Annotated in this window: 12 protein-coding genes; 1 reads left to right on the top strand and 11 read right to left on the bottom strand. The window is 69.5% G+C overall.

From position 1 onward, the window contains the following. Positions 1–6: 6 nt before the first annotated feature. From VD964_RS19325 to VD964_RS19305, 5 genes are all read right to left on the bottom strand, one after another. Positions 7–1,719, bottom strand: a complete 1,713-nt coding sequence (locus tag VD964_RS19325; RefSeq protein WP_324870143.1) for an iron ABC transporter permease — start codon at positions 1,717–1,719, stop codon at positions 7–9. A gap of 73 nt (positions 1,720–1,792) precedes the next feature. Beyond that, positions 1,793–3,160 (bottom strand): extracellular solute-binding protein, encoded by a 1,368-nt coding sequence (locus VD964_RS19320; RefSeq protein WP_324870142.1) that lies wholly within the window; start codon positions 3,158–3,160, stop codon positions 1,793–1,795. A gap of 177 nt (positions 3,161–3,337) precedes the next feature. Beyond that, positions 3,338–4,678 (bottom strand): sigma-54 dependent transcriptional regulator, encoded by a 1,341-nt coding sequence (locus VD964_RS19315; RefSeq protein ID WP_324870141.1) that lies wholly within the window; start codon positions 4,676–4,678, stop codon positions 3,338–3,340. Positions 4,679–4,699: 21 nt separating this feature from the next. Further along, the gene (locus tag VD964_RS19310; RefSeq protein ID WP_324870140.1) at positions 4,700–7,201 is read right to left on the bottom strand and encodes an ATP-binding protein; all 2,502 of its coding nucleotides are present in this window, start codon (positions 7,199–7,201) and stop codon (positions 4,700–4,702) included. Beyond that, positions 7,198–8,592, bottom strand: coding sequence for an ABC transporter substrate-binding protein (locus VD964_RS19305; RefSeq protein WP_324870139.1), 1,395 nt, complete (start codon positions 8,590–8,592; stop codon positions 7,198–7,200). Before VD964_RS19305 ends, VD964_RS19310 begins: the two co-directional genes overlap by 4 nt. A gap of 230 nt (positions 8,593–8,822) precedes the next feature. Between VD964_RS19305 and VD964_RS19300 the strand changes: the two genes are divergently transcribed. After that, positions 8,823–10,370: a M20/M25/M40 family metallo-hydrolase gene (locus VD964_RS19300; protein ID WP_324870138.1), complete on the top strand. Its 1,548-nt coding sequence runs from the start codon at positions 8,823–8,825 to the stop codon at positions 10,368–10,370. Positions 10,371–10,416: 46 nt separating this feature from the next. On the opposite strand, the gene VD964_RS19295 is transcribed toward VD964_RS19300, so the two are convergent. The 6 genes from VD964_RS19295 to VD964_RS19270 are packed head-to-tail and all read right to left on the bottom strand — an operon-like array spanning position 10,417 to position 16,338. Next, positions 10,417–11,190 carry a 3-oxoacyl-ACP reductase gene (locus tag VD964_RS19295; protein WP_324870137.1) on the bottom strand — a complete coding sequence of 258 codons (774 nt, stop codon included), beginning with the start codon at positions 11,188–11,190 and terminating at the stop codon, positions 10,417–10,419. Positions 11,191–11,200: 10 nt separating this feature from the next. Further along, positions 11,201–12,199: an ABC transporter substrate-binding protein gene (locus VD964_RS19290; protein ID WP_324870136.1), complete on the bottom strand. Its 999-nt coding sequence runs from the start codon at positions 12,197–12,199 to the stop codon at positions 11,201–11,203. An 18-nt stretch (positions 12,200–12,217) separates the two neighbouring features. Then, positions 12,218–12,967, bottom strand: a complete 750-nt coding sequence (locus tag VD964_RS19285; protein WP_324870135.1) for an ABC transporter permease — start codon at positions 12,965–12,967, stop codon at positions 12,218–12,220. Next, complete coding sequence (locus VD964_RS19280) at positions 12,964–13,746, bottom strand: ABC transporter ATP-binding protein (RefSeq protein WP_149224981.1); 783 nt, start codon at positions 13,744–13,746, stop codon at positions 12,964–12,966. Before VD964_RS19280 ends, VD964_RS19285 begins: the two co-directional genes overlap by 4 nt. Continuing rightward, positions 13,736–15,211: an acyl-CoA reductase gene (locus VD964_RS19275; protein WP_324870134.1), complete on the bottom strand. Its 1,476-nt coding sequence runs from the start codon at positions 15,209–15,211 to the stop codon at positions 13,736–13,738. Before VD964_RS19275 ends, VD964_RS19280 begins: the two co-directional genes overlap by 11 nt. A 14-nt stretch (positions 15,212–15,225) precedes the next feature. Further along, positions 15,226–16,338: a long-chain fatty acid--CoA ligase gene (locus tag VD964_RS19270; protein ID WP_324870133.1), complete on the bottom strand. Its 1,113-nt coding sequence runs from the start codon at positions 16,336–16,338 to the stop codon at positions 15,226–15,228. Between the last annotated feature and the right edge of the window lie 88 nt (positions 16,339–16,426).

The raw sequence follows: 16,426 nt of genomic DNA, 5'->3' as shown, positions 1-16,426 counted from the left end.
ACTCTCTTAGTGGTCCTGGCCGCGGTCTCGGCGGCCGCGCTCGATGACGACGTGCGACAGGTAGGTGCCCAGGCCGACGATGATGACGGCGAAGATGCCCAGCGCCGCCCCCGGACCGCGTCCGGCCGCCGACTGCATGTAGACGTAGAGGCCGTAGGCCAGCGGCGCGTCGCTCTGCGAATGAACCAGCATGATGGTCGCCGACAGCTCGACCGCCGCGGTGGCGAAGCTGGTGACGAAGCCGGCCAGGATGCCGCCCGACATCAGCGGCACGACGATGCGGCCGACCGTGCGCAGCTTGGTGGCGCCGAGATTCTCGGCCGCCTCCTCCAGCGAGGAGCTGACCTGCTGCAGAGCCGCGGTGCAGGCGCGCAGGGCGTAGGGCAGCCGGCGGATCGCCAGCGCGAAGACCAGGATCAGCCAGAAGTTCGACAGCGGCTGGCCGGTGAACGGCATCGGCACACCGTAGAAGCTGCGCAGGTAGCCGATGCCCAGCACGACGCCCGGCACCGCCAGCGCCGCCATCGCGATGTAGTCCAGCCATTGCCGGCCCGGCAGCTTGGTGCGCAGGACCAGATAGGCGATGGCGGTGCCGATCACCACGTCCAGCAGCGCCGCCAGCGAGGCGTAGAGCAGCGTGTTGGTGATGTACTGCCCGCTCTCGGTGAAGACGGTCTGGTAATGCTTCAGCGTGAAGGCGTCAGGGACCGGGCTGAAGGACCAGATGGTGGCGAAGGACAAGAGGCCCAGCCCGACATGCGGCGCCAGCACCAGCACCAGGATCAGCAGCACGATGCCATAGGCCGCCACCATCTCCAGCGGCTTCAGGCGCCGCTTCGCCAGACCGCCGCCGCCGCGCTGCACCGTTGCGTAATCCTTGCCGCGCATCGCCAGCGCCGACACCCAGAGCGCCAGCAGCGAACAGGCGATCAGCACGACGGAGATGACGTAGCCCATCGGATCGGCGATGCCGATCGAGGAGATGCGCAGATAGGCTTGCGGCGCAAGCATGTCGTTGACGTTCAACAGCAGCGGCGTGCCGAGATCGTCGAACACCTTGATGAAGACCAGCGAGGCGCCGGCGACGTAGCCCGGCATCGCCAGCGGGAAGACGATGCGGCGGAACAGGCGGAAGCCGTGGCACCCAAGGTTCTGCGCCGACTCCTCCATCGCCCGGTCGATGTTCTTCAGGCTGGCCGACAGGTTGATGAGGATGAAGGGAAAATAATGGATGCTTTGGACGAAGATGACGCCGTTCAGCCCCTCCATGAAGGGGATCGAGAAGCCGAAATGGTCGCGCAGAAGCAGGTTCACGGACCCGTTGCGCCCGAACAGCAGCTGCATCGCCACCGCGCCGATGAAGGGCGGCATGATCAGCGGGATGATGCCAAGGCTCTGGATCAGCACGGAGCCGCGGAACTCGAACCGCGTCGTCAGATAGGCGAGCGGCAGCGCCAGCAGGCTCGCCACCACCACGGACATCGCCGAGACGTAGAAGGAATTGGCGAAGGACCGCATGAACAGGTCGTTGCCGAAGAAATCGGCGAAATTCACCAGGGTGAAGGCCCCCGTCGTCTTGTCCTGGAAGGCGACGAAGATGACCTGGACCACCGGGACGACCAGGAACAGCAGCAGGAAGGCGGCGATCAGCAGCGCGGCCAGCGCCGGCCCCGGCCGCACGCGCGCGATGCGGTCGCGCGTGAGCGCAAGTGACGTCATGGAAAGGCCCGTGAACTGGGGAAAAGGGAGGGGGACGCCTCGACGCGTCCCCCCTGCACGACGCGCCGGCGCGTCAGCGGGCCAGGGCCAGCGCCTCGTCGGCCTTCTTGCGGGCGGCGGCGTAGTTCTCCTTGGCGAAGGCGGACCACTTCTGTTCGACCTGCGCCTGGCGTTCCGGCACCGCGTCCTTGGCCGACTTGCGCTCCACCGTGAAGGCGCCGGCCAGCTGCGGGTCGGCGGCCTGCTCCGCCGTCACCGGCATGGCGGCGACGAGGTCGCGCGCCTCGGCCAGCAGGGCCTTGGCCTTGTCGTTGGGCTTCTTGGCGACGGCCGCCTCGGCCTTGTAAATGGCCTGGGTCGCCGCCTTCAGATCGTCGAGCTGGAAGGTGATCAACTGGTCGAACAGCGCGTCCACCACGTTGTAGCGGGCCTGCGAGACGTTGACGTCGAAGTTGACCTGGGCGCCCAGCGAGCTGTCCTTGAACGGGTTGGGATAGCCAGCGGGCGCCTTCTCGTAGGTAACCGGGTTGACCGGCAGGCGGCGGATCGCCGGCTCAAGCAGGACCTCCTGGCCCTTCGGCGACAGCAGGAAATCGACGAAGCCCTCGGCGGCGGCCTTGTTGGGCGCGTTCTTCACGACGCCGACATTGGCCGGGACAATGGTGGTGATGGTGGGATAGGCGAACTCCACCGGGAAGCCCGAAGCCTGCGACGACAGCGCGAAGAAATCGATGACGATGCCGACGCCGAAGGCGCCCGAATTCACCCCGTCCGGCACGCCGAAGCTGCGCTCGGTGATGGTGCGGTAGTTGCCGGCCATCTCCTTGTTGGTGCGCCAGCCCTTCTCCCAGCCTTCACCCTGGAGGATCGTCTCGATGGTCAGGTGCGTCGTGCCGGAGCGCGACGGGGCGGAGATCGCGACGTGATCGAAATAGACCGGCTTGGTCAGGTCGGCCCATTCCTTGGGAACCGGCAGATCGTTGGCCTTCATGTAGCGGCTGTTCCACATGATGCCGTAGCCGGACGCGGCGAAGCCGGCGTACATCCCCTCGGGATCGTTGACCGGATAGGCGCCGACCTTGGCCGGGATGCCCTCCACCTTGGGCTTGTAGGGCTGCAGCAGCCCGGCGCCCTTCAGCACCTCGAAGGCGTCGGGGGCCGAGGCCCAGAACAGGTCGACGCCGTTGTTGGACGCGGTTTCCTGGAGATACTTCACGCCCGCATTGGTGTTGCGGTTCAGGATCTCGACCGTGACCTTGGGGTTGGCCTTCTGGTAGGCCTGCTGGAAGGCGGTCGTCATGTCCTTGGGAAAGGAGGTGACGATGACCAGCTTGCCGCTGGCATCCTGCGCGAAGGCGGCGGTGCCGGACAGAAGCAGGACGGCCAGGGCGGCGGCGGCGTTGCGCAGGGTGCACGTGGCGGTGCGCGTGGTGCGAAGCATGGATGTTGTCCCTCCCTCGATGTTTTATGCTGGGACAATCAGCAATCGGCATGCCAGACGGTCAGCCCTTGCACCGCCTTGCTTCGCACGCCATCGATGGGTCAGGACGGGAACATCGCCCGCCATATCGGGGTAATGCGGGGAACATTCCCCTGACCGGCGGCCTCACTCCTCCACTCACTCCTCGACGAAATCGTCCCGGTTCAGGCCGTGGTGGCGCATCTTCAGGTACAGGGTCTTGCGGGTGATCCCCAGCCGCTCCGCCGTCTCGCCGACCCGGCCGCCGCAACGGGCCAGCGCGTCCTCTATCAGCTGCTTCTCGACGCGGTCGAGCTGGTCGGCCAGCGGCTCGATCTCCGCCGTTGCCGCGACCATGCCGCCGACGGGAGCAAGGCCGTCGCCCAGACCCAGCGCCACCCGTTCGGCGACGTTGCGCAGTTCGCGGACATTGCCGGGCCAGCCATGGGCGGCAAGCCGGGCCAGCATGGCGGGGTCGAGCGGCGGCACGGTCCGGCGTGATCGGACCGCGGCGGCGTCCAGGAAATGGCGGAACAGCAGCGCCACGTCCTCGCGCCGTTCCCGCAAGGGGGGCAACGGGACGGTGACGACGTTGAGGCGGTAATAGAGATCCTCGCGGAATTTTCCCTCCGCCGCCAGCCGCAGCAGGTCCACCTTGGTCGCCGCCACCACCCGCAGGTCGAGCGGGATCGTCCGGTTGGCGCCGATGCGCTCGATCACCCGTTCCTGCAGCACGCGCAGCAGCTTGACCTGCAGATGCATCGGCATGCTTTCGATCTCGTCGAGGAACAGGGTGCCGCCGGCCGCGTGTTCCAGCTTGCCGATGCGCCTTGCCTGCGCCCCGGTGAAGGCGCCCGGCTCGTGGCCGAACAGCTCGCTTTCGATGATACTGTCGGGCATGGCCCCGCAGTTCAGCGCCACGAAGTTGCCGGCGCGCCGCCGGCCGCCCTCGTGCAGGCTGCGGGCGACCAGCTCCTTCCCGGTGCCGGTCTCGCCGAACAGCAGCACGTCCACCTCGGCATCGGCAAGGTTCATGACGGTGGCACGGAGGCGCTCGACGGCCGGGGAACGGCCGATGATCCGCCCCTCCGCCCCGCCTTCGGCCAGCTGCGCCCGCAGGCGCCGGTTCTCCAGGACCAGCCCGCGATGGTCCAGGGCGCGCCGCACCACCTCGACCAGATGGTCGGGTTCGGCCGGCTTCTCGATGAAGTCGTAGGCGCCTTCGCGGACCGCCCGCATCGCCATGGCGATGTCGCCATGCCCGGTGACCAGCACCACCGGCACCTCCGCGTCGGCGGCGCGCACCAGCTCCAGCAGGGCGAACCCATCCATGCCCGGCATGCGCACGTCGGTCACCACCACGCCGGGCCAGGAGGTTCCGAGCCGGGCCAGTGCCGCCGCCGGATCCGTCACGGCCTGGACCGCGAAGCCCTCCAGTTCCAGCGTCTGGCGGCTGGAGTCGAGCACTTCGGGATCGTCGTCGATCAGCAGGACGGTCATGGGCAGGCCTTTGTTCGCCGCTCAGGGGAGGCGGGAAAGTGTGAGGACGAAGGCGGTTCCGCCGGGGCCGCTCTCGGCCACCGACAGCACGCCGCCGAAGTCGCGGACGATGTTGTACGAGATCGACAGGCCGAGCCCCAACCCCGTCCCCACCGGCTTGGTGGTGAAGAAGGGATCGAAGATCTGCTCGACCGGATCGGCGGCGATGCCGGGACCGCTGTCGCGCACCTCGATGCGGACGGCATCGCCCTCCTCCCCCTCGCCTTTCTCCACGGCCTCGGCACGGATCAGGATGCGGCGGACCGGCGCACCGGCCACGGCATCCAGCGCGTTGCTCAACAGGTTGACCAGCACCTGTTCCAGCCGCACCTCCTCGGCGCGAACCCGCAGCGGCGCAGCGGTGTCGGGCAACTGCAGCTCCACCGCGACCACCTCCTCGCGCAGGCGGTTGCCGAACAGTGACAGGGCGCCCTGGATCACCGGTTCCAGTTCCACTGCGCCCAGACGGGCATCGGGGCGCCGGGCGAAGCGCTTCAGGTGGTTGGTGATGTTCGCCATGCGGGCCGTCAGGTCGGCGATCTTGCCCAGGTTGGCGCCCGCCTCCTCCACCCGGCCCAGCCCGATCAGCTTGCGGCCGTTGTGGGCATAGGAGCGGATGGCGGCGAGCGGCTGGTTCAGCTCGTGCCCAACGCCGGCCGCCAGCTGGCCGAGCGCCGCCAGCTTGCCGGCCTGCACCAGCTCCGCCTGGGCCTCGCGCAGCTCCCGCTCGGTGCGCTGGTGCTCGGCGATGGCGCGCTCCAGCCGGTTGTTGGTGGCCTGCAGATCGGTGGTGCGCTCCCGCACCGTGCGCTCCAGAAGGTGCTGGGCCTCCAATCGTTCGGTCATGTCGGTCAGGGTGACGATGAAGCGCTGCTGCTGGCGCCGCCAGAACGGGCGGACGCCGACCTGCACCGGCACCGCACCGCCATCGGGGCGCCGCCCGGTCGCCAGGATGGACAAGGTTGGCGCGACGCCCTCGGCCCCGGCGGATACCTGGGCGAAGAACGCCGCGACGCGGCCGGCACCCTCGGCATCCAGGCGGTCGGCGAGGCGCGCGGCGGCGGCCGCCCCATCACCGCTCCCGTCAGGCGGTGCGATCAGCGCGGCGGCCAGCGGGTTGACGAACTCGATCACGCCCCGCGCGTCGGTGATCGCCAGCCCGGCCTGGGCGTTGTCGATGATCGCCTGGGCGTTCGCCTCCTCCACCGCGATGGCGGTGTCGCGGAAGACCAGCAGTGCCGCCGCCATGTCCGACAGCTCGTCACGGCCGCCCAGCGGGATGTCGGCCTTCAGGTCCCCAGCGGCGATGGCACGGGCCGCGTCGCCCAGCCGGGTCAGGCGGGAGATCAGGTTGCGGTTGACGTAGAGCCATGCCACCAGCACCGCCACCAGCAGGCTGACCACCGCGCTCGCCAGCAGGGCGGAGCGGCCGAACGCGACCGCCTGGGCCGAGCGCGCGGCGGCGGCGCGGGAATCGCGCTCCACCGCCTGGACCTGCCGGGCGATCAGCCCGTTCAGCCGGGCGACGATGTCGCGGTTCTCGGCCAGCAGGACCTGCCCGCGCGCGGCGGTTTCCAGCTCCTCCCGGCGCAGCGCCGGCACGCTGCCGTCCGCCCCGCGCGCGAGATCGAGAAGCTGGGCCACCACCTGCCCAAGCGACACGCCGTCCGGCCAATCGGCCAGCGCCGCGAGGTCGCGCTGCAGACGGTCGGCGGTCTCGTCGAGGAAGCCGGCGTTGTCGTCGAGCATCTCGGGCGTGGCGAGCGTCGCCGCCCGCGCGATCAGCCCGACCGCAAGGTTGCCGTTGGCACCGATCTGCAGCACCGCTTCGCTTCGCCGGTTTTCCTCCCTCAGGATGCGGACCGCATCGGCCGATGCCTTTCCACTTTCGACGGAGGACAGCGCGCTTTGGATGTTGAAGCGGGCGTCGGCGACAAGCGGGTCGATCTCGTCGAGGAAGTCGGCGTGCAGCCAGCGCAGCCGCTCGATGGCCTCCTGGTTGCGGCGGGCCAGCGCCAACCGCTGGCGCACCGTGCCGTCCAGCTCCGCCAGATTGCGGCCGAGCGCATCCACCACCGGGCGCAGGCCGGGAACGCCGCCTTCGATGGCGCCGGTCAGCGCCCGCAAGGTGGTCAGGCGGCGGCCCAGCGTGTCGCGGATCGCGTCCATCTCGGCCTCGGTCCGGCTGCCGGCCAGGATGGGGGCGGTGGCGATGATGGCGCCGCCCTCCTCCGCCAGCTTGGCGGCGAGCCCCAAGGCCGGCAGGTGGCTTTCGGCGAATTCGTCCAGCGTCCCGCCCAGCCGGTCGTAGGACAGCCAACCGAGCGCGCAGGCCGCCACCGACAGTACGGCCACCGCGACGAAGGCCAGGAACAGCCGGGCGCGGATGCCGAAGCGTAGCGGTCCAGCCCTGCTCCCCGGACTGCTCTTCGGACTGCTCCCCGGCCCGCTGCCGGATACGGATGGTTGCGCCAGTGCGCTCACGGCCAGCCCCCTTCGCCGGCCGTCACCCGCAGGATCACCAGCGCCCGTTCGGCCGCCGACAGCGCGGCGTCGAGCCGGGTCTGGGAGAAGTTCCGCCATTCCGCCGCCAGTTCCTCCTGCCGTGCCGAGACCCGCATGCCGCGGGCCGGCCGCCGCAACGCCGCGGAGAAGGCGGGGTCGACGGCCTCGGCGGCGTCGACCGGAACCGCGATGGCCGCCGCGCGGGCCGTGCGCAACAGGTCGCGGGCCACCGGGTCGGGAGTGGCGGCAAGGCGGCTCTCGCCCTCGTGGATCAGCTGCCAGACGCGGTTGAGCGTCTTGACCCGGAAGGTGATCAGCTCGTCGAACAGGAGGTTGACCAGTTCATAGCGGCGGCTGGACAAGGCACGGTCGAAGAGGAACAGGTCGTCGCCGGTCTCCCGGGCATAGGGGTTGGGATAGCCGGCGGGCGCGGCGGCGTAGGTGTCGGGACGGACCGGCAGCCGCCCGATGTCCGGACGCAGCATCAGCGCCTGCCCTGCGGGCGACAGCAGGAAATCGATGAAGACGCCCGCTCCCGCCGGATTGGGCGCGCTGCGCAGCACCGCCACGCTGGCCGGCAGAAACACGCTGTCGGCGGGATAGGCGAAGCGCAAGGCCTCTCCGTCCTGCGCCTCCTGGCCGGCTCCCTGGCCCGCCCCCTGGCCCAGGAAGTCAATCGCCAGCCCGATGCCGAAACGCCCCTTGCCCACCCCCTCCACCACGCCATAGCTGCGCGCCGTCACCGTCGCGATGTTGCCGGCGATTTCCAGCCACATGGCCCAGCCGCGCTCCCAACCATGGAGTTGCAGGACGGTCTCCACCATCAGATGCATGGTGCCGGAGCGCGACGGCGCAGTGATGCCGAGATGGCGGACATAGGCGGGCTTGCGCAGATCCTCCCAGCTTCGCGGGGCGGCGATCCCGTGCCGGTCGAGATAGGACTGATCCCAGACCAGCCCATAGCCCGACAGCGCGAAACCGAGATAGGTGCCGTCCGGATCGTCGATCGGCTGGTTGCCGACGGTCGCCGGGGCGCCGGTCGGGCGTGCGGCGACCGGCGCCAGCAGCCCGGCCGCCTTCAGCACCTCGAAGGCATCGGGGGCGGACGCCCAGAAGAGGTCGACGTCCTCGACACGGTCCTGCAGCTGGGTGATGGCCGCCGTCGTCTTGGCGTTGATCACCCGGAGGCGCCGGTCGGGATGGGCCTGTTCGAACGCCTCCCGCACCGGCTCGTACAAGCCGGCGGGAAAGGACGTCATGACGGTGACCGTTTCCGCCGCCGCCCCCGCCGCCGCCGAGCCCGGCAGCAGCAGCCGGACGGCCAACAGCGCCGGCAGCCACCGTCCACGGCTGCGCCAAATCCGTTCCATGCCGCTCCCATCATCGGCCGCTTTCACGCCGCCCGATCCCCCGCTCTGCCGACCCGGCGGACAGCTTGCACGGGACCGGACCCTTTTGATAGTCGCCACTGCATTGATCGTCCCGGCCGCGAGCTGCTGCGCGCCACGCACAGCCCAGCCCTGTGAAAGCGGCAATCAAACTTGACGTTGTCCGCAAATCCTTCGTACACGTCACATAACAAGACTGTGAGAGGGAAGAAATGTCGGGTAAAGCGAAAATTTCGCTCAAGCATGCGCTGATCCTCGGCGCCTGCATGATCTTGCCGATGCAGGCCGGCGCGGCCTCCCCGTCCGCCGATACGCTCGCGGCGAAGCACTCTTCTGCGAATTACAAGGAATTCGTCGAGCTTCTGGCGCTTCCCAACGACGCTGTTGTTGCCGCTGACATTCAAAAGAACGTCGCGTGGCTGGAACAGGCGTTCCAGAAGCGGGGCTTCCAGACGCGGCAGCTGCCGAACGACGGCAAGCCGATGCTGTATGCGGAACTGCCCGGCGCCGACCCCGCCAAGAAGACCATCCTGTTCTACGCGCATCTGGACGGCCAGTCGGTCACTCCGCAGCAGTGGAAGCAGAAAAGCCCCTGGGACGCGGCGCTGAAGCAGAAGACCGACAAGGGCGAGTGGGAAACGATCCCGCTGGAGAAGCTCTACGGCGAGCAGGTCGATCCGGAATGGCGGCTGTTCGCACGGTCGTCGTCGGACGACAAGGGGCCGATCATGATGCTGCTGACGGCCATCGACGCCCTGAAGGGGACGGGCAAGACGCCCAGCGTCAACGTCAAGGTCATCCTGGATTCCGAAGAGGAGAAGGGATCGCCGACCCTGGGCGAGGTCATCCGGCAGAATGCCGACCTGCTGAAGAGCGACGCGCTGCTGGTGCTGGACGGCCCCATGCACCAGACCAACAGGCCGACGCTGGTCTTCGGCAACCGCGGCATCGCCCAGGCGACCCTGACCGTCTTCGGGGCCAAGCAGGGCCTGCACAGCGGCCACTTCGGCAACTACGCCGCCAACCCGGCGATGCGGCTGGCGCAGCTGCTGGCGTCCATGAAGGACGAGACCGGTCGGGTGACCATTCCCGGCTACTATGACACCGTGAAGATCGACGCCGCCGCGGAAAAGATCATGGCCGCCGTCCCCGACGACGAGGCCGCGCTGCGCAAGCGCCTGGGCATCGCCGAGGCCGAGAAGGTCGGCAAGAACTACCAGGAGGCGCTGCAGTACCCGTCGCTCAACATCCGCGGCATGGCGGCCGGCGACGTGGGCGCCAAGGCGCGCACGATCATCCCGGAAACCGCCGTCGCCGAACTCGACCTGCGCACGGTTCCGGAAACGCCGCCGGAGCAGCTGATCAGCATGCTGAGGAAGCACATCGAGGCGCAGGGCTATCATCTGGTCCAGGGCACCCCGACGGACGAGGATCGGGCGAAGCACGACAAGCTGGCCTCCCTGGATTCGGAGAAGGTCTCCGCCTCCAGCTCGGCGGCGCGGACCGACATGCAATCCCCGGTCGGCGAGTGGCTGTACCGCTCCTACAAGGCGACCTACGGCGAGGAGCCGGTGCGTATCCGCATGATGGGCGGCACGGTGCCGACCGGCTCGGCGGTCGAGGCGCTGAAGGTGCCCTTCGTCATCGTGCCCCTGGTGAATGCCGACAACAACCAGCACAGCTTCGACGAAAACCTGCGCATCGGCAATTTCGTGTCGGGCGTGAAGGGGCTGATCGGCCTGCTCCAGCAGCCGTTCTGAGGCTGGACCGGCGCCGGTTCCGGTGACGGCGGGCGGGTGCGGGGGCTCAGAGACCGCCCATCACCAGCCCGCCATCCACCGTCAGCGTCTGGCCGGTCATGAAGCGGCTCCAGTCGGAGGCGAGGAACAGGACCGGCCCGGCGACATCCTCCGGCGTCGCGATGCGGCCCAGCGGCGTCAGGGCGGCGATGCGGTCCTTGACCGGTTCCGGGGTCGACCGGCTGGCGTCGGTGGGATAGACCAGCCCCGGCGCCACGCAGTTGACGCGGATGCCGAACGGCCCGAGTTCGGCCGCCAGGGTGCGGCTGAAGCCGATCAGAGCCGCCTTGGCGGTGGTGTAGTCGTGGTATGGCACGGTCGGCCGCGCCACGAGGTCGGTCGCCATGTTGACGATGCTGCCCCCGCCCCGGCGCCGCAGCGCCGGCAGCACCGCCCGGCAGACGGCGTGGGTGCTTTTCAGCGCCCCGTCGATCTGGGTCTGGTAGTCGCCCCATTCGGTTTCCCAGAACATCCGCCGCCGGTCGGGATCGAAGACATAAGGCGCGAAGGCGTTGTTGACGACCACGTCCAGCCCGCCGAACTCCGCAACCGCCGTCTCCACCATACCGGCGACCGCCGCGGCGTCGGTCACGTCGGCGCGCAGCGGCAGCCCGTCGCCGCCCAGCGCCCGGCACTCCGCCGCCACCGCTTCCGCCGCCGACTGGTTGCGCAGGTAGTTGACCACCACCATGGCCCCTTCCGCGGCAAAGGCGCGGGCGATGGCGGCGCCGATGCCGCGCCCGGCGCCGGTGACGAGGATGGCCTTGCCCTGGAAATCCATGACGGTCCCGTTACTGCTTGGGTGGGATCAGGTCTGTGCGCACCACCGCACCCATGTCGAGCGGGCGGGCGATCAGCCCCAGCTGGTGGAAGGTGTCGGCGCCCTTCTGCATCACGCCGGGATCGAAGGCTCCCAGCCCCTCGCGCTCCGTCGTCTCCGACACGGTGGAGGCGTTGCGCAGCTTGATGATGCCCAGATTGACCGCCTCGTCCGACCCGTTGATGGCGCGGGTAACGGCGAGGCGGGCCGCCTCCTCCGGGTTGGCGATCATCCAGGCGGCGCTGTCGCGATAGGCGGCAAGGAAGCGGGCGAGCAGCGGCTTTTTGCTGCGGTAGGTCTCCTCCGTCACCACGAAGATGTCGCTCGGCAGGTTCAGGCTGTCGCGCACCTCGATCACGTTCACCTCGGGCAGCCCCTTCAGCCGCGCGACGTAGAGGCCGGTGTCGGTCGCCGCCGTGGCGTCCACCTGCCCTTGGATCACCGGGGCGAAGTTCAAGAGCCCGGTGACCTCGATGGTCACGTCCTTCTCGCTCAGGCCCACCTGATGCAGCAGGACGGCCAGATTCTGGCGGGTGCCGCTCGACAGGCTGTAAACGCCGACGCGCTTGCCCTTCAGGTCGGCGGGCTTGACGATACCGTTGGCCTTGGGCGACACCACGTTGAAGACGTTCTGCGGGTAGATGTTGTAGATGGCGACCAGCTTCTCGCCCTTGTCCAGCGCCAGATAGAGGGCAGCAGGATCGGTGAAGGCGATGTCAGCCTTGCCCGTCAGCATGGTTTGGATCGCCGACCCGCCGCCGGTGCCGGGCACATAGTCGAGCGCGATGCCCTTGGCCTTGAAGAAACCTTTGTCGGGCTCGGCCAGCAGGTTGGTGATCTCGCTGATCGGCTGGCTCCAGCCCGCCACCGTCACCTTGTCCAGTGCTTGGGCAAGCGCGCCTGACATGCCGCCCAGCAGCAGCGCCCCGACGAGGGCGGTTGCCCCCGCCGCACGAGAAAACAGACCCATTCCCCGCCCCATTCGCTGCTATCCTTTCGCCTGTCGAGACAACAGCCACCGCTCGATCAGCAGAGTGGCCTGATACACCAGCATGCCCAGCGCGGTGATGACCGCGAACAGGGCGAACATCAGCGGGGTGTCCATCATCCCCTGCGCGGCGATGATCGAGGCGCCCAGCCCCTGGCGCCCGCCGATGAACTCCCCCACCACGGCGCCGACCAGCGCCAGCACCACCGCCACCCGCAGCCCGGCGAGGATCACCGGCAAGCCCGCGGGAATCTTCAGTCGCGTCAGGGTGCGCCACCGTCCGGCGCGCAGCATGCGGAACAGCTCCTGCTTGGCCGGATCGACGCGGTCCAGCCCGGTCAGCGTGTTCTCCAGCAGCGGGAAGAAGCAGATCAGCGCCGTGATGGCGACGGTGGAGGTCATGCCGAAGCCGAACCACAGGATGAACAGCGGCGCCAGCGCCAGCTTCGGCACCACCTGACTGGCGATGACGTAGGGGTAGAGCAGACGGCGCAAGCCCGCGACCTCCGCCAGCGCCACCCCGGCGACGAAGCCGACGAGACAGCCGATGCCGAGCCCGAGCGCCATTTCCGCCGCCGTCACCGCCAGATGCGGCAGCAGCCGTCCGCTCGCCAGACCGCTCCACAGCGCCGCTCCCACCGCCGAGGGCGGCGGCAGAACCAGCGCCGGAATCCCCGACCAGCGGCAATAGCCCTCCCACCCCGCCAGGAGCAGCAGCGGCAGCAGGATCGCGGCGATGCGGGTCGTCATTCCGCCGCCTCCGCCCGCCGCAACCCGGTCGCGCCGTCCATGGCATGGCGAAGCTCACGGCACAGCGCGTTGAATCGCGGGTCGTAGCGCAAATCGCGCGGGCGCGGGCGCGGCAGGTCGATGGAAAGGCTGTGGCGAAGCTGCCCATCCGCCATCACCGCCACGCGGTCGCCCAGATAGACCGCCTCGGCGATGTCGTGGGTGACGAACAGCGCGGTGGTGCCACGCTGCGCACACAGCCGCAGCAGATCCTCCTGCAACTCCTCGCGCGTCAGGGCGTCCAGCGCGGCGAAGGGCTCGTCGAGCAGGAGCAGCGCCGGATCGGCGATCAGCGCGCGGGCCAGCGCCACCCGGCTCTGCTGGCCGCCCGACAGCGCCCTCGGTCCGCGGTCCGCCAACCCCGCCAGCCCGACCAGTTCCAGCAGGTCGAGCGCGCGGGCGCGGTCGTCGGCGGTGGCGCGGCGGTGCAGCGTCACCGGCAGCAGCACATTATCGAGCACCGTCAGCCATTCCAGCAGCGTCGGCGCCTGGAAGACGAAACCCACCGCATCGCCCGGCCCGCACACCGCCGCGCCGTCCAGCCGCACCCGCCCGGTGGCGGGGGTGAACAGCCCGGCGGCCAGCTTCAGCAGCGTGGTCTTGCCGCAGCCGCTGCGCCCCAGCAGGCAGTGGATGGCGCCGCGGCCGACCGCCCAGTCGACACCGTCGACGATGGCGGCACCGCTGTAATCGAAGCGCACGTTCTCGAAAGACAGGAAGGCCGGCGGGTCAGTCGGCATAGCGGGCCAGCCCCTCCGCCAGCGCTTCCGCCGACCGTTCGATCTCCGTCACCGTCACCAGATCCAGCAGGTTGAACCGGCCGTCATGGTGCCAGCCCGCCTCCGGCGCGGTCATGCTGCCGAGCGCGCAGAGCCGCGTCACCCCAGCCGCCCCAAGCGGCCCGGCCAGCCTGAACAACTCCTCCGGCGGCGCGGCGATGCCGGCGGTCTGCAGCACGGCACGGTGCGGGGCGACGCGGCCCGCCACCTCCGCCAGATCGTCCACCGCGACCACGGAAATCGTCCGGTTCAGCGCGGTCGGCGCCAACCCGTCCGGCGCGTCGATGCAGGACACGCACCAGCCGCCCGCCGGGTCCGACAGCAGCAGATGGCCGGACCCGTCCAGGCCGCGCATCGCCTGCCCGTCGCGCCAGCCGGCAACCTCCCCGGCCTCCGCCATCGACAGGACACGGCGCGGGTGCTTGCGGGCCTGCACCGCCAGTTCATGGGCGAGCATGGCGGCGAAGTCCTGTGGCGACAGCCGGCCGCCGCGCTCGACGAACAGGGTCTGCGGCGAATAGCAGCCCTGCTGGTCGTAGCGGGCGATGTCGTGGGCGGCCAGCCGCGCCGTCTCCCCCGACCGACGCGGGTCCAGCGCGGCGCGCGACACCAGCGCAAAGCTGATCTTGTGGCCGTAGGGCAGGAAGCGGGTGGTCACCGGCACCCGGTCGCGGATCGCCGCCAGCGCCGCGTTGCCGCCATAGGCGACCACCGTGTCGGCCTGGGCCAGCCATGCCCGCTCCGCCGCCGCATCGCCGCCCTTCCACCACACCACGGCCAGACACTCGCCCAGCCTGGGGTCGATCTCCGCCAGCAATTGCGCGAACCAGCCCGCGAACAGCGGCTCGGCGCTGGGCAGCTTGCCGACCGTGCCGGACTTGACCAGCAGGCCCGAGATCAGGCTCCACAGGGGCAGTCCCGGCACGTTGCCCGCCCAGACATGCAGCAGCAGGTCGGGACCGAAGGCACGGGTGAAGCCGCCCTTGGGCGCCGGCTGGAACTCGTCCAGCACAAGCGGATTGGCGAAATCCTCCGCCAGGAAGCGGCGTAGCTCGTGGGCGCGGAAGGTCTTCAGATAGCCGGTCAGCCCCAGCCTGACCATCTCGGAATCATAGCCGGTGACGACGGGCAGCAGCCGCTCCGCCATGCGGCGCCATGGGTCCTCGCGGTCGAGCAGCCGTTGGATCGCGGCGTCGATCACCGCCACGATATGCGCCGTCGGCAGCGTCTTCAGATAGCCGCGCGCCGCCGCCCGCACCGTCGCGGCGACCTGCTCCACCTGCCCGGCGTCCAGCACCGGCACCGCCACGCGCAGCGCCGCAGCGCCCGCCCCGAAGGTCAGCACGCGCCGCTCCACCGCATCCGGCGGCAGGCCGGGCAGATGGCCGGCCAGTTCAATGACGGACGGATCGTCGCCGAAGGCCAAGGCCGCGCTCCCGCTCAACCGCGCGCGGCGGCGAGGAAATCCTCCACCGCCAGAGAGCAGCCCTTGGCCTGCGCCCCGGCTACGCGGCCCAGCAGGCGGAAGCCGCCCTCCTCCAGGATGCCGGCGTCCTCCGTCAGGATGGCGGCGACGGAATTGACGTGGGCGAGATCGTGGTGAACCAGCACGCCCATGCTGCCGGCCGGCACGTCCCGGCCGGACAGTGGATCGACGACGCGGCTGCGGATCCAATGCGGGCCGGACTTCAGCGACGGGCAGACCGCGTTGCCGTCGTCGTAGAACTGGGTGCTCAGCTCCGTCATGCCGTACATGTTGATGCAGCATCGGCGCGGGACGCCGAAGAAGCCGGCCAGCTGGCCATAGAACTCGTCCGGTTCCAGTTCCCGCGACTGGCCCTTGAAGCCGCCGGTGTCGAGGATGCGGCTCCCCTCCGGCAGGGCGAAGCGGCGGCCGTCGCGCGCCATGGCGTCCATCAGATGTACGAAGCCATAGCTGGCGCCCAGCAGGGCGAAGGGCTCCCCCGACCGTTCGGCGGCGTCCAGCCGGTCATAGAGTCCGGCGATGTCGATGCCGGCTTCGCCGATCCAGTGGCGGCTGTCCGGCGTGCCGCATTCCGCCCGCGCCAGCTCCAGGTAATGGGCGAGGGAGGAGTTCGGCATCGCCGTCTCGGTCGGGAACAGGATGCCCATCGCCATCCGCTCCACCCCAGCCTCTGAGCCTTGCATGAAGCGGCGGCGGAAGTTGAGCAGCATGGAGCGGTCGTAGACCGACAGGGTCGTGTGGTGGATCTGGCCGCGGATGCCGCCCTTGGTCGTACCGCTGGTCATGAAGATGCGGGCGGATTCCTCCGCCGGTCGGCAGCTGAGCGTCAGATCCTTGAAGGCATTGATCGGCACCGCCGGGATGTCGCGCCAGTTCTTGACCCCGCGCGGCGTCCGGCCGCGCTGCATGGCGAAGCGGCGATAGGGCTGGTTGTGCTCGAACTGGTGGGCGAAGACCGCCAGCGCCAGGGCGTTGAAGGCCTCGTCGGCCGCCGCCCCGGTTCCGATATCGGCCTCCATGAAGGCCAGGACCCTGTCGTAGATCACGCTGTCGTAGATCGCGCTCACCGCACCCTCCCCGCCCCGTTCTTCTCCAAGCGGCACCGACCGATGGAGCAACAAACGAATCCGGGACAAGCCTGTGGGGTATGGCTCT

Source organism: Azospirillum sp., assembly GCF_035628975.1.
GTDB lineage: Bacteria > Pseudomonadota > Alphaproteobacteria > Azospirillales > Azospirillaceae > Azospirillum.
The sequence above is the reverse complement of the archived record's forward strand: the minus strand, read 5'-3'. Positions and strand labels throughout refer to the sequence as shown.